Consider the following 13,827-nt stretch of genomic DNA (forward strand, 5'->3'; position numbering starts at 1 on the left):
CGGCCGAGGGTTATCCAGTCGGGTCAATTTCAACCCCGGGCGAAATTGGCCTGGCCGAAGCAGGCTGTAAGCAGAGACACCAAATATCTCAGCGTCAGCCTGTGGTTAACCCTCGGCCAGCGGCGCCCTGGCCGCCAGCGTGACATCAGAGATTGGCGCAGTCAGACCAAATCAGGATCAGTGCAGTGTTTGATCCTTTATCGTCGTGCGGATCATTTTTGCGATTTCTTTGTCATTTTCCAACATCACTTGCCGGAACAACCTTCCGACATTCACACTCGCTCGCAGAGCAGGTGGAACATCTTCTAGCAGGTCCAGTATTTCTCTTTCAACTTCACCACCTTCAGGAGCCGAAATCTGGAACCGGATCGGTGTACGCACGTCACTCTTGATTTCACCAGTGGCTTTTTTTGCGCTTGGTTATTTTGCGTCCCCATTCAGGTTGTTCCGGATCATGGCCGCAATGACGGCATCGTTGTCCTGCAGAACCTCTTTGAAAAAGGCCCTAAGGTTGAAGTTCTTCTGAAACGCGGCAGGTATGTTGCCGCGGACTTCTTCAAGTGCAGCCGCAATCTCGCTGCCGTCTGAGGTTGATATCTGGACCCTGATCGGTTGCCCTGCCACGCTAGGCCCTTCGGATCTCGCAGGGGTATCTTGCTTTGGCCTGCCCGTGGCTGGTTTAGACCTTTTGGGTTTCTGGGTTGGTGCCTGATCTGCGACCGTTTCGGTTTTCGCCGGTTTGGCGGGGTCCGGTTTAAGTTCAGCCGAGGGTTCATCCTGCCGTTGTTTTTTAAGCTCTGTCACGGTTGGCGCGATTTCGGATTCCGACCCCTCAAACAGGCTCTCAATGCTCTTAGGCCGCGACATGATGCACCTCACTTTCCTTCAGAGCGTTCAGCACATAGTCGGCGTTGCTCAGCGCCTTTTTGCATCGATCCGCCATGCGGCGGGCATTCGACCTGGCCGTCTGGGTTTCCGCCTGTTCCATGGCTTCCTCAGCAAAACCCATCAACCGCCCGATCGTTGTCCCCGCCCTTAGCGCGTCATCCATCGCGGCGGAATCGGCAATGCCACCAATGCAGGTAAACTGCTTTGCCAGAGCTTGTTTGCCCTTCTGGATACCGGCTGACTGCGCAACGGACTGCCGGGTAAACATGATGCGGAATTTTTCTTTCGGGTCTGCCGTGCTGCCGATTTGCTGCAATGCCGCTTCGCAGGATCTGTACGTGACCATGATGGGCTTGTATTCCGCTGACGATCCATCAGACGGGCACAGCACCATGTCGGCAACAGCCATCGCCATCGCGGCCGTCATGCTGGGTTCGCCTTTGGTGTCGATCAGCAGGTAGTCAAAGCCCCCTGCCTTTTCCACCTCAAGAATGTGGGCATAAGCCAGTTTCGCATTCTCTGCATCTTCCTTGGCAAACTGCCCGGCCTCGATCAGTAGTTCATCGGCTGGGATCGATTCCAGTCCGTTTTTCGGATTCAACCATTCCGAGAGTGTCCCTTGTGAATCCAGATCGAGGATACGAACACGTTTGCCCTGATGGTGCAAAGCGGAAGCAAAGGCGACGAGCATGGAAGATTTCCCAGCTCCGCCTTTGGAGTTTACAGCGGCATAGATTTTCAATTTGGTCTCCGGGTCTGCGCCCGAAAGCCACGCCGCAGAGCGGCGTGCCACAACCGGGCTCGCGATTTCAAGTTATCGCGCGATCCCGCACCCGCGCTGAAATCTACGCTATTGCTTTTCTAAGCAATCATCAACGGTCAACCAGCTAGAAAGCCAAATTGCTATTGGCATCAGACATATGCCACATGCTTAATAGCGGCTGGCAACACGACTAATACCAACCGCCAAACGGCTGTTGTCGTATGCCAAATGGCGTTAGTCAGCGACCAAACGGCGGCAGCAATAGGGCATCGGCCACGCACCTACCGCCATGCGGCAACTGGCGTTCGGCAGGCGGCAAACGGTTGCGCCTCGTGCTACAGATCTTCTACATCCTTCGCTTACTTTGCGGGATATTAGTGAATGTAGTACCGACATTCATTAGGACTTGCAGTCGGCTTACAGATCAACTTACACTTGAATCACCATATGCGCGGCCTGCGGGGGCCTCGCCCGATTTCTGATCGAGGAGAGCCGCCCCGATGCCGTCTGGCATACCCAAATCACTTGTAAAATCCATGCGCTTTGATGAGGACGAATGGTCGTTCCTTGAACAGCGCAGGAAGGCCATGCGGCTGCGCAGCGTCACCGGCCTGGTGCGTATGTGCCTGCGTGTGGCCTTCGGGATTCCGACCAAAGAAGAATTCCGAACGCTGCAGTTCAAAGAACACCTGGTTCAGCTGATCGGTATGGCCAACAACCTTAACCAGATGACCAAGGCTGCGAACGCAGGGAAGTTCCGGCTCAACAAGCGCACCGAAGATCAGATCAAGGCCATGAAGGTCGAGATCCGCGAGTTGCGTCAGTTGTTCGCGGATTACTCGGATGCGGCCCGTGCGCGGTCTTTTACCCGCGCTCTTGAGATTGAGCGGCTGGCGGAAATCCAACGCGCGCATCGTGTGTCACCCAACGCAAAGAGTGACGGATGAGCAGCTTGACCTCCGCATATGATCCGGCCTGGGACGCGCTCTTTGGAGAGTTTCAGTTGATCCCGGATCTGAAGCCGCGGCCTGGTCAGAACCTTGCGCGGTCGCATCGGCGGCCGGCACAACGAGCGAACGCATCCAGTGGGGCAGCTGGCATGATCGCCAATGCACTTCTGACCAATCAGGCGGTAGTCAAGGTTGTCCGCGGTGGAAGCGTCACGGCATCCGGGCGTCTGGGTGGCCAGCTGTCTTACATCACCCGCAAGGGCACCGTCGAAATGGAACGCGGCGATACCGGCGAGCTGACGCATGGGATGGATGGTCTGCGCGACGTGCAGGACGACTGGGCGAAGGATTGGGCCCAGATGGATGCGCGTGTCACCAGCTACACCTACCATGTGATCCTGTCCTACCCCAAGGACACGGACCGGGAGGCCGCCAAGCAGGCTGCGCGCAGTTTTGGCGAGCGGTTGACGAACGGCGAGTATGGCGACCGCTACAAATACGTCATGGCCCATCACGACGACACTGGGCATCCACATACGCATCTGGTGATCAGCCGGGCAGGGGCCTTGGGCAAGACTCTTCAGCTGAGCCGGTACGGGATTAGCCCCCAAGATCTACGTGAGCTGCAGGTTGAGACCGCGCGGGACGTTGGCGTTGTTCTGACCGCTACCAGCCGGTTCAGCCGCAACCTGCGCCCCGAGCGCGAAAGCAGCGCACGGGTTCATGCACGGCGTGACGGCCGGGATCTGCGCGAGCGGCCAGCCCAAGAGCGGCGCAGCGGTTTCCCTTTCTATGGCATCGGCCGGGAGCAGCCAATTGCACCGGACCAGCTGCGGGTCCTGAACGACCAACGCAATTCCGAATACGCCGCTTTGGGCGAAACACTCCAGTCACATCAGGCCGGGGTCGCGCAGGGCATTTTCACAACACAATACCCAGGGCGGGCCGAGACCTTGGGCAATTTTTCAACGGCTGTTCTCGGCGCAGCTAATATCCTGTTGCGGGGCGGGGTTCTCAACAATGAGGAAATCGACATGAACGCTCAAGTTGCCAACCAGATGGACCCGACCCACGCGTCAGGAATAGACGGCGAGATGAAGGCCATTGGAACCGATGTACGTGAGTTTATCACAGGCATGGACGCCAAGGCCGAGGCTATGGAGAATGAAGAAAAGCGCATCCAGACCGAGGCTGCGATTTCTCGGGTTCTGCGGGACTATGAACCGCTTATGGATGAAGAGACTAGGACGTTCTTTGGCAAGCGGTTGGAACGGGACGATGAGGTTGAGGTAGGCCGCGACGATGTGGACCCGACACGCCAGCGTCGCGCAGCAGAGCGGGATGCAGCAGATCCATCACGCACCCAGCCCATCAGACAGGCGCGGACAGGCTCAGAGGGTCGGGAGCGCGCCGCTGCAAACGATCCGCGCGCTGCTGCCGCCAAGGCTGTGCTGAAGGAGGCCGACAGACAAGTGGCCGAGCGTTTGGAGGCAATGGGCATCAATGGCGACCTGGTGTTGTCGCGCATCCGCAATGGCGCCGACGTGGACAAGCAGACCCGCGAGAACTGGTTTGAGCGCGACGTAAAGACTTTGGCGAATGCCCACTCTCTCAGCGAGAACCAGGCGCGCGTTGATATGAAGGCCGCATATAAGGATGCTTCTGAGATCTACCGCGATGCCCGTGGTGAGATTCGTGACATCAACCGTGCCTTTGCCGAGGGCAGGGGAGAAGACTTCCTGCAGGAGAAGATCAAGACTGGCGTTCAGGATGAAATCCAGACCATGAAGGGGCAGGGTTTTGATCGGGCCGCGATCGGTGGACGATTGCTTGAGATTGAAGATCGGGTGCAGGAGCGTGTGACAGGTCGAACACCGGATCGTTTTGAGGGCGACACGCGCCCAGGTCCGGAACAGCAAGGGCAGGCACCAAATGCAAAAGCAGTCAGCTCAGCCCGGTATCGCCCTGATCTGGACGCAGGCGTGCGCGGGCAGATCGTCGAGGTTGGGTCTGCGCTCTACAAAGAAGACGAGAAAGGCAGCCTGTCGCCTTACGTCGATCTGAAAGTGGACGGCCGGGACAAACCTCTCCGCGTCTGGGGCGTCGATTTGCCCGACCTGATGCAGCGCGAAAACCTCAACATTGGTGATACGGCCACGCTTGCCCATGATGGCTACAAGAGAGTGACAGTGACCAAGATCGACAAAGAGACCGGCGAAGAGAAGACCATCGAGGCAAACCGCCGCGCCTGGAAAGCAACCGATATCGAGCGCGCACCGCGTGAGGAACAACGCGGGCTTGAGCCACTGCACGAGGCCGCGCGTATCAAAAGGGATGCGCACCAAGACCGGTCAGAAGAAGAGGGCGAGCAGGACCGTACTGTCGGGCAGGAGGTCTCTGTTGAAACCGGTGTCACGGGTGTCATCGTCGATGCCAAAGAGGCTCTGGTGCGCCCCGACGATCCAAACAGCAAGTCGTTCTATGTCGATATGAAGGTCGAAGGCAAAGATGAGCCGGAACGCATCTGGGGCACCGCCTTGCAGGACCAGATGGCTCGGAACAACATCTCAATCGGTGACACGGCCACGTTCGTCAAAGTGGGCAAAGAAGAAGTCACCCGGTCACGCCGGAACCCTGAGACGGACGAGCCGGAGCGCGTCAATGTCACCCGCACGGCCTGGGATGTGAAGAGCGTCGATCGACAGATTGACCGTGATCCGGCGGTACAGGAGCAGCGGCGTCGGGAACGGGAAGAACGGGCCAAGGGTGATCGGGGTGTCAGTCGATGAGCCGACACCTTGAAAGCACATTGAAACGTGTGTTCGGAGAGCAATTGCTCTCCGATCCTCTCCTGTCTGAAATCGTCCTGAATCCGGACGGTCGGGTCTGGATTGAGCGCAGCGGCGAGCCCGCCATGCGTCAGCTGGACGAGCCTATGGGAGAAGACGACGCTTTGGCGCTCGCGCAGGACCTGGCCGGTGAAAATCCCATTTCCAGCAAAACGCCGCTGGCCGGTTCGCAGTTCGAAATCGACAGGTCATTGTGGCGGGCGCAGGTCGCGGTCAAACCTGCTGTTGAGGCTGGCGTTGCGTTTGCCCTGCGCCGGGCCGTGGCAAAGCAACTGTCGCTCGATGATCTGATGCAGGGCTTGCCGGACCTGGACGCCAACATGGCTGATCTGAAATCTGGCGTTGATCCCGCCGATGAGGCTGTTTTCGATGCCTACGAGAACAAAGGTTTTGGTGATTTCCTGCGCGCGGCCGTCAAGGCCAAATGGAACATCCTTTTGTCGGGCGGGACATCCTCTGGCAAAACGACCTGGTTGCGCGCCTGTCTTGGCGAAGTTGACCACTCAGAGCGGATCATGACCATTGAGGATGTGTTGGAAATCCGGCCCAGCCAGCCCAATGCGGTGTCTCTGGTCGTCAACAAGAACGCACCGAGCAGCGATCTATTGAAAGCCTGTCTGCGATTCCGGCCGGAGAGGATTATCATGGGGGAGCTGCGCGGGGCCGAAGCCTATGACTTTCTGTCTGCCATCAACTCGGGCCATCCGGGCGGGATATCCACGCTGCACGCCGCATCACCGGAATCCGCACTTTCACGCCTGGCCCTGATGGTCCTGCAGGCGGATACCGGCCTGACCTATTCAGAGATCCTGGAATACTGCCGCTCGATGATCGATGTGATTGTGCAGTTTCGGAAAACCGGGGATCAGAGGCGACCAGTTGCCGTTAGGGTGTTGAGGGAGAAAGCGGTATAGGGTTCTCTAAACGTCGATGGGGAAGTGGCCGAAGGAGGTTCTTTCGGTCGCGCAGATTGCCAGTGGGGTCAAGCCGACGTTCAAGCAACCTGCAGAAAATGACAGCAAAGAGCCCTGAGCGGAAGTGTCAAAATCTTGCAGTGCGCGCTCGCAGCACAGGTTTTTTGCGGTTTCTGAATTATGGTTGTCGCAACGCGGCGAGTAAATCGGCCATTCGATCAGAGCGCAGCGAGATTCGTTGCACGAATAAACAGATCGCGGACATCGCTGCCGTTGGCCGAGTGTCGGCTTTACAAGGACAAAGCGACTCTTCGTTGCGCCCGAATGAATATGGGTTTTTGCATGCGCAATATTTCTATCGGGGCTCGCATGTTTCTAGGTGGCAGTTAGGCGATCCCATCCTGCGCGCCGAGGGCCAAGCCGTGGTCATTGGCCTGTGTAGCAGCATCCCGCCGGTGTGGTCTATGAAGAGCGTCCCGCACCGGATGGGATCAGGCGGCTACACCAGATATTGCTTCTATCAGCCGAATGTTCTCAGCGCGTGTTCGCAACGATACTCTGACTGAGGGCACACTTTCAAGGCCACGAAACGAGGTTGCGTCCACCACGAGAACCCCGTGTCTGGCCAATGCCCCAACAAACTCGGCGGCTGGCATATCGTCCACGGAGATTAGCATCATGTTTGAACACGATCCACGAACGCTTAGACCGGGGAAGTTTTCCAGTTCAGAGACCACAAATTCACGCTCAGCCCTAAATGCACTGCGCGTGGTTGCCAGAAAATCATCGTTCTCGAGAGCTGCCATGGCCATTCTGGCCGAGAATCCGGACACATTGAAAGGCGGCCTTACCGATGTCAGGGAAAAGACGGTGTCGGGCTGTCCCACGGCGTATCCAACCCTTAGTCCCGCCAGGCCGAAATATTTCGAGAAAGTACGCAACACCACGAGGTTGGAATACACATTGACCATTGGTATCGCGCCGGTTTCGCCTGGGTCTGCAAGGGCTTCGTCGACGACAAACTTCGTGGCAGGAAACTCTGCGACCAGATTTTCGATGTCCTTGACATTGATGCGGGCGCCTGTCGGATTGTTGGGAGAGCATAGATAGGCGACGTCAATTTGCTGTGCGTCCAGTGCGGCCCGGATCCTGGGTATGTCGATTTGCCAGGGTGTCTCTGATTCAACAAACACCAGGGAGGCATCCACGATTCGGGCTTCAAGCTCGTATCGCGGGAAGGTGGGGATGTGAACCAGCGCCACCTTGGAAGGGCCAAGCCACGCCTGGGAAATCAGTTTCAAAACATCATCTAACCCTGCGCCAAACATGAAACTCCCCTCGTCCAGGCCGTGCCGTCTGGACAGCAGTTGCCTCAGGCCCTTGAGGTGAAGATCAGGGTAAACGCCACAGGCTTTGATGGCCTTAGCGGCTTCGTCGAAAACAACCGGGGGCGGGGCAAACGGGTTCACATTGACCGAGAAGTCAACAATGTCACTGACATCTATTCCGAACTTCCGGCTGATGGCCTCGGGCGAGCTTTCCTCCTCGTACAGGCGCATTTTCTCACTTCCTGGATCTTGTCTCATGTCAACTCCTGGTGGGTGCCGTTCGGCGATGTTTGGTAGTTACTTGACATAGGTATATAATTGTATATGCATTTAGATACTAGAAAAAATATCACCGAGCGGCGTAATAAAATTACGCAAGATATGCGTTGCCGTTCCCACAAAAGGGGAGATGCCCAGATGAATTTACCTTTCACCACCACTGCAGCGCGGCTTGCAACGACCATCGCCATGGCCGGTGCGATCGCGCTGTCCGGCACCGTTGCAGCCAAGGCAGATGTGCTGGACGATGTAATCGCGAGCGGCACGCTGCGTTTCGGAACTGAAATGCAATATCCGCCTTTCGACATGATCGTTGATGGCGAATATCAGGGCGTCAGCCGTGATATGGCCGATGCAATCGCTGCACATATCGGTGTGAAAGCAGAATATACAGACCTGCCTTGGTCCAGCGTTCTTCCGGGTCTCGAAGCCGGGCGTTTTGACGTGGTGAATGCCCCGGTTACTGTGACTTCCGAGCGCATGACGCGCTATGCGTTCACGATCCCTTTCGCAACCGGCACGGTTGGGTTGGTCAAACGCGCCGATGACGACAGAATTAAGCAGCCCAGCGATATCGCAGGTCTGCCTGTGGGTGGGCAAAAGGCGTCGTCCGAGTTCAATCAGCTAAAAGACTATGTTGCAACTTTGGATGGCGGCGCTGATCTGCGTGAATATGTCGACAACAATCAGGCCTATTCCGATCTGATGGCCGGGCGTGTCGATGCCGTGGCCGGACCACTGCTCAACCTGGCCTACCTGACGCAATCGCGTACGGAGTTTGCAATCGTCGAGCCTGCCTTCGGGACGCCGACCTACTTCTCCATGGCACTGCGCCTTGACGGTGATTCCGAAAGCCTGAAGGCGGCGATTGATGATGCGATCAAGGCCATGCATGAAAACGGTGAGCTGGCGAAAATTCAGGAAAAATGGTTTGGGACTACGATTGATCTGCCGACCGAAGTTCCAGAGCCCAAAATCTGAGCATAGCTCACCCGCCCCCGCGCCAGCTTTTGGCGCGGGGATCGAATTGAACCGTTTCGCCGGAGGGCCGTATGGACATTCAGGTTGTCATTGATGCTTTGCCGTTTCTGTTTCAGGGGTTGATGGTCACCCTTGTCATGTCCCTGACAGGAATGCTGTGCGGTTTGCTGATCGGCGTGACGGTTTGCGCCGCGCGTGTTTCCGAACGCAAGGCCATCCGCCGAATTGGGGGCGTATATGTCAGCATCTTCCGCGGCGTCCCGCTGGTTGTGCAGTTGATGCTTGTCTACTACGCCCTGCCTGTCATCGGCGTTTCGCTGCCTGCCTTTATCGCCGGCCTGATCGCCCTGTCGTTTTGTTCGGCCGCCTATATCGGAGAGATTGTGCGCGGTGGGCTGATGGGGATTCCAAAAGGACAGATCGAAGCCGCCCGGGTGCTGGGATTTCCGATGACGCAGGTCTGGAAAAAGATCCTTATTCCGCAAGCTCTCGTTATTTCGCTGCCCTCGCTGATCAACGAGCTGATCCTGTTGCTGAAAGCGTCGTCCTTGATTTCGGTGATAGGCATCGCTGAACTGACCCGCACCAGCCAGAACATCGCGGCCTCGACCTATCGGCCTTTGGAAATCTATCTGGCGGCTGCGGCCCTTTACCTGGCCCTCAACCTTGTGATCGCCATGGCCGGTCGCGCGGCAGAGCGCAAACTCTCGCCTGCGCTTGGAGGAACATAATATGGATTTCGACCTGTTCACGCGCTACGGTCCAGCCCTTTTGAGCGGATTTGGCGTTACGATCCTGTGTTGGATTGCCGGGACAGTCCTGGGCGCATTGCTTGGCTTTGTTCTTGCCCTTGGCATCCGCGCCAAGATCAAGTTTCTCAACCCCATTCTGCGTGCCTATGTCGAGATCATCCGCGGCACGCCGTTTCTGGTCCAGCTTTTCATCCTTTACTATGGCGGGCCGTCGTTCGGCCTGGTTCTGGATCCGATCCCTGCCGGTATCGTCGGGCTGACCATCTACAGCAGCCCCTATTTCGCCGAGATTTTCCGGGCCGGGTTCGGCGCGGTCCCCCCCGGGCATATCGAGGCGGCGCAAATGCTGGGCATGTCACGGTTCACGATCATGCGCCGGGTGATGCTGCCGCAGATGCTGATTTCGATCATACCGCCACTGACGAATTTCTCGATCATCCTGACCAAGGAAACCGCCGTGCTTTCGGTGATCACGGTCCCGGAACTGCTGTTCGAAGTGACCACGATGTCAACCGAAACCTTCGCGTTCTTCGAGGCGACGCTGATCCTCGCTCTGTTCTACTGGATGCTGGTCGAGTTGACCTCGTATCTGGGCCGTTTGGCTGAATCGCGCTTCACACGCCATCTCACGATCCGCAAATAGGAAACCCCATGACCAAGTCACAAACACCCGTTGCGATCTCAGTGCAGAATATCAGCAAGACGTTCGGCGATTTTCAGGCGCTGAAAGACATCTCTCTGGATATCAATGAATCCGAAGTCGTGTGCCTGATCGGGCCAAGTGGCTCCGGCAAAAGCACATTGCTACGGTGCATGAGCTTTCTTGAGCAATACAACGAAGGATCGGTTCTGATCGAAGGTGAGCTTCTGGGATACACTGACAAGGGGGGCTCACGCTCTCTGATGTCCGAGAAAGAGCTTTTGCACGCCCGCCGCAACATCGGCTTTGTGTTTCAGCAGTTCAACCTGTGGCCCCATATGACCGTTCTGGAAAACGTGAGTGATGCGTTGGTGCGCGTGCGCAAGTTGAAACTGGCAGAGGCCCATGTCAAGGCGAACGAGGTGCTTGAAAAAGTCGGGATGCTTGAAAAGGCGGGCAGCTATCCGTCGCAACTGTCGGGCGGTCAGCAACAGCGGGTCGCCATCGCGCGCGGACTTGCGATGGAACCGCATCTGATGTTGTTTGATGAGCCGACCTCGGCGCTTGATCCTGAACTGGTGGGCGAGGTGCTTGAAGTGATCAAGGCCCTGGCCGCTGAAGGCATGACCCTGGTTGTCGTGACCCACGAGATGGGTTTTGCCGCGCATGTCGCCGACAAGATCGCCTTCCTCGATAAAGGCCAGCTTGTGAAATACACAACCACATCGGAGTTCTTCCAGGAAAATTCGGAACAGAGGATCGTGGATTTTCTGGAGTCTTACAAAGAGCGGAACGTCTTCTGAAGTGACAGTACTGCGGCGGCCCAACGGTCAAGCGACAAGCCCCCCGCGACACCTATTGTGAGTTCATTCTTCGCTAGGGTAGGTCAATCGAGTCGCATCCGTTGCGCATTGCGAGCAGGTGATCCGGTGCAAGGTCTCTAATATTGGGCAAGGGCGCTGCTTAGCGGCAACAACTGCCGATTCAAGTCACTTAATTATATAGGGACCCCAGGGGTCGGCCCTAAGGCCATTTCATACGAAACCGGTTAAAGCGGTGCAGGTTCGTCATTGAGATGGAAACAGTGAACAATTTGCACTAACACTTGCATCGAAAACACCGGTGCAGTCCATCCGCGCATAATGTAAATTCGAGTGAGCTTCGCTTTGCCAGAACAAAAGAATCAACCGATCTACAAGCATATTCAGGATTTTGTCAGGGAAGAGATCGATTCCGGTTTGCTGGTCCCGGGGGATAAAATCCCGACGGAACATTCTTTGATGGACAAATTTGACGCATCCCGGATGACCGTTCATCGGGCTATTCGGGGGTTGTCGGATGAAGGGCTGGTACAACGCATTCCCGGTTCGGGCAGTTTTGTCGCAGAAAAGAAATTCGGATCGTCCGTTCTGAAAATTGCAGACATTGCAGAGGAAATCGTGGCACGTGGGCACAGCCATCAGTGCAAAGTTGTGAAACTGACAGAAATTCTCTCGGACATTTATCTGGCTGAGCGATTCAACATCACACCCGGCCATCCGATTTTTTTCTCTAGCGTCGTTCACTATGAGGGCACGATCCCGCTGCAACTGGAAAACAAATTCGTCAATCCCTATACTGTTCCGAATTATCTTGAGCAGGACTTCAACTGCATGACAACCTATTCCTATATTCAAAAAATCAGCCCAGTCACACGTGCTGTGCAGTCGATTCACGCGATCATGCCCGACGCTGACACGCAGCGACATCTTGATATAGGCAAGGAGGTCCCTTGCTTGATGATTGAGCGAAAAACCTGGAGTGGCCGCACGGTGGCGACAACGAGCAACCTTATTTATCCGGGCAACCGCTATCACCTAAGCAGCTCTATTGAAAAAATCTGAATAGTCGACACTCATCAAGTGGGTACAAAAAACCGGCCAGAGCGATTGCTCTGGCCGGGTTCAATTGGGGAAGATGCACTTTTATGTAGAAGCTGCGGCCGCGGTTTCTTCGGTTCTCACTTCAGCCAGTTCTTCGTTAGTCATTTTACTGATCGTGATGCCCAGATACCCATATGCGATCGTCACCAGCGGCGATAACCAACAGAAGAATGCAAAGGGTGCATAGGCGATTGTTGGAACGCCCAACGTGGCCGTTTGATAGGCTCCGCCTGAACTCCAGGGAACCAGATTAGCGGTTACCGTGCCTGAATCCTCAACGACGCGTGAGAGGTTTTCAGGCGAAAGACCGCGGCGGCGATATTCCGGCGCAAAGGTACGCGCTCCAACGACGATGGACATATACTGTTCTGCCATCACAACGTTCGCCCCAAAGGTCGTAAGGGCAGTTGTCAGGATCAGCGAGCCGTTCGATTTGGCCAATGTCAGGATCTTGTCTGCCAGAACCTTAAGCTGACTGGTGCGCTCCATGACGCCACCAAACATCAGTGCCGAAATAATAAGGCCGAGCGTCCACATCATTGAATTCATGCCGCCACGTGACAAAAGCTTGTCAACGTCTTCAACTCCGGTATCCGCCTTGAACCCTTTGAAGCTAGCATTCACAAGATCGTCATAGCCCGCCCCTTGCAAACCGATGGCGCAGAGTGCCCCTGCGATAACGCCAAGCGCAATACCTGGTATCGCCGGAACTCTCTTGTAAGACACTACGGCAACAACAATTGGCGGGATAAGAAGCACGGGGTTGATCGTGAAGTTGGCCTCCAGGGTAGTGAGCATTGTCTGAACCCGCTCAAGATTTTCGGGACTATTACCGCCGTAAGAAAGACCCAGAAAATACTCAATGATAAGGGTTAGAATGATTGCTACTCCGGAGGTATAGGACATGTGCTTTATGTGGGTGAACAGGTCAGTTCCCACCAAGGCTGGTGCCATATTCGTCGTATCCGACAATGGTGACATTTTGTCCCCGAAATAGGCACCGGAAAGAACTGCTCCTGCGACAATGGGAAGGGGGAAACCAAGGCTTGCCCCAATACCGATCAGGGCTACACCAATCGTACCCGTAGTACCCCAGCTGGTCCCGGTTGCCAGCGAAGCAATCGAGCAGATGATCACCGTAGCAGGCAGAAAGATGCCAGGCGACAGAACCTGAAGGCCGTAGTAAATGAGCGTCGGCACCACACCCGCAAGAATCCAGACGCCGATCAAAATTCCGACAACAATCAGGATGATCACAGCAGGCAATGCGTTGGTTATGCCCCGAACCATGCCATTCTGGATGCTTTGCCAAGGGAATTTGCAGCGTAGTGCGACTGCACTTGCGACCGTCACACCCAGAAGCATTGGAATGTGTGGGTCAAGCCCGTACACGATAATGGACACCGCTATGCCCACTACCAAAGAAAGCAGTGAAATCATTGCTTCCCAAAATGTTGGTAGTCTTGCGCCTTCCGGCAATGTCGTCTTCATTTTTTCCTCCTGTTCGCATTTAAATTTGCTGCCTTCATCCTCCACAGCAGCGATCGCCGGATCTGTTCGA

At 55.9% G+C, this 13,827-nt stretch carries 12 protein-coding genes; 8 read left to right on the plus strand and 4 right to left on the minus strand.

Annotation, left to right across the window (positions count from 1 at the left end; genetic code table 11):
- Positions 1 to 420 precede the first annotated feature (420 nt).
- Together AC2FLE_RS19425 and AC2FLE_RS19430 are read right to left on the minus strand one after the other, a co-directional pair.
- On the minus strand, positions 421 to 867 hold the full coding sequence (locus AC2FLE_RS19425; RefSeq protein ID WP_496699100.1) for a hypothetical protein: 447 nt from the start codon (positions 865 to 867) through the stop codon (positions 421 to 423).
- Positions 854 to 1,630 (minus strand): AAA family ATPase, encoded by a 777-nt coding sequence (locus AC2FLE_RS19430; RefSeq protein WP_496699102.1) that lies wholly within the window; start codon positions 1,628 to 1,630, stop codon positions 854 to 856. The genes AC2FLE_RS19425 and AC2FLE_RS19430 overlap by 14 nt, the downstream gene beginning before the upstream one ends.
- 521 nt (positions 1,631 to 2,151) lie before the next feature.
- Between AC2FLE_RS19430 and AC2FLE_RS19435 the strand changes: the two genes are divergently transcribed.
- From AC2FLE_RS19435 to AC2FLE_RS19445, 3 genes are read left to right on the plus strand one after another with little or no spacing between them, the layout of a single operon-like run.
- A complete protein-coding gene (locus AC2FLE_RS19435; protein ID WP_496699104.1) occupies positions 2,152 to 2,598 on the plus strand; it encodes a MobC family plasmid mobilization relaxosome protein in 447 nt (148 codons plus the stop codon).
- On the plus strand, positions 2,595 to 5,390 hold the full coding sequence (locus AC2FLE_RS19440; protein ID WP_496699106.1) for a relaxase/mobilization nuclease domain-containing protein: 2,796 nt from the start codon (positions 2,595 to 2,597) through the stop codon (positions 5,388 to 5,390). The genes AC2FLE_RS19435 and AC2FLE_RS19440 overlap by 4 nt, the downstream gene beginning before the upstream one ends.
- On the plus strand, positions 5,387 to 6,364 hold the full coding sequence (locus AC2FLE_RS19445) for an ATPase, T2SS/T4P/T4SS family (protein WP_496699108.1): 978 nt from the start codon (positions 5,387 to 5,389) through the stop codon (positions 6,362 to 6,364). Before AC2FLE_RS19440 ends, AC2FLE_RS19445 begins: the two co-directional genes overlap by 4 nt.
- Positions 6,365 to 6,855: 491 nt before the next feature.
- On the opposite strand, the gene AC2FLE_RS19450 is transcribed toward AC2FLE_RS19445, so the two are convergent.
- Positions 6,856 to 7,950 (minus strand): pyridoxal phosphate-dependent aminotransferase, encoded by a 1,095-nt coding sequence (locus AC2FLE_RS19450; RefSeq protein WP_496699110.1) that lies wholly within the window; start codon positions 7,948 to 7,950, stop codon positions 6,856 to 6,858.
- Positions 7,951 to 8,109: 159 nt separating this feature from the next.
- Between AC2FLE_RS19450 and AC2FLE_RS19455 the strand changes: the two genes are divergently transcribed.
- The 5 genes from AC2FLE_RS19455 (at position 8,110) to hutC (ending at position 12,227) form a co-directional block, all read left to right on the plus strand.
- Positions 8,110 to 8,952, plus strand: a complete 843-nt coding sequence (locus AC2FLE_RS19455) for a transporter substrate-binding domain-containing protein (RefSeq protein ID WP_496699112.1) — start codon at positions 8,110 to 8,112, stop codon at positions 8,950 to 8,952.
- A gap of 71 nt (positions 8,953 to 9,023) precedes the next feature.
- On the plus strand, positions 9,024 to 9,683 hold the full coding sequence (locus tag AC2FLE_RS19460; protein ID WP_496699114.1) for an amino acid ABC transporter permease: 660 nt from the start codon (positions 9,024 to 9,026) through the stop codon (positions 9,681 to 9,683).
- A 1-nt stretch (position 9,684) separates the two neighbouring features.
- Positions 9,685 to 10,347, plus strand: a complete 663-nt coding sequence (locus tag AC2FLE_RS19465; RefSeq protein ID WP_496699116.1) for an amino acid ABC transporter permease — start codon at positions 9,685 to 9,687, stop codon at positions 10,345 to 10,347.
- Positions 10,348 to 10,355: 8 nt separating this feature from the next.
- On the plus strand, positions 10,356 to 11,147 hold the full coding sequence (locus AC2FLE_RS19470) for an amino acid ABC transporter ATP-binding protein (protein ID WP_496699117.1): 792 nt from the start codon (positions 10,356 to 10,358) through the stop codon (positions 11,145 to 11,147).
- Between the two features lie 351 nt (positions 11,148 to 11,498).
- On the plus strand, positions 11,499 to 12,227 hold the full coding sequence (gene hutC, locus AC2FLE_RS19475; protein ID WP_496699119.1) for a histidine utilization transcriptional repressor HutC: 729 nt from the start codon (positions 11,499 to 11,501) through the stop codon (positions 12,225 to 12,227).
- Positions 12,228 to 12,308: 81 nt separating this feature from the next.
- Here hutC and nhaC read toward each other — a convergent pair whose 3' ends face one another.
- The gene (gene nhaC, locus AC2FLE_RS19480) at positions 12,309 to 13,802 is read right to left on the minus strand and encodes a Na+/H+ antiporter NhaC (protein ID WP_496699121.1); all 1,494 of its coding nucleotides are present in this window, start codon (positions 13,800 to 13,802) and stop codon (positions 12,309 to 12,311) included.
- Positions 13,803 to 13,827: the final 25 nt, after the last annotated feature.

The organism is Ruegeria sp. CDSA077 (genome assembly GCF_059612265.1).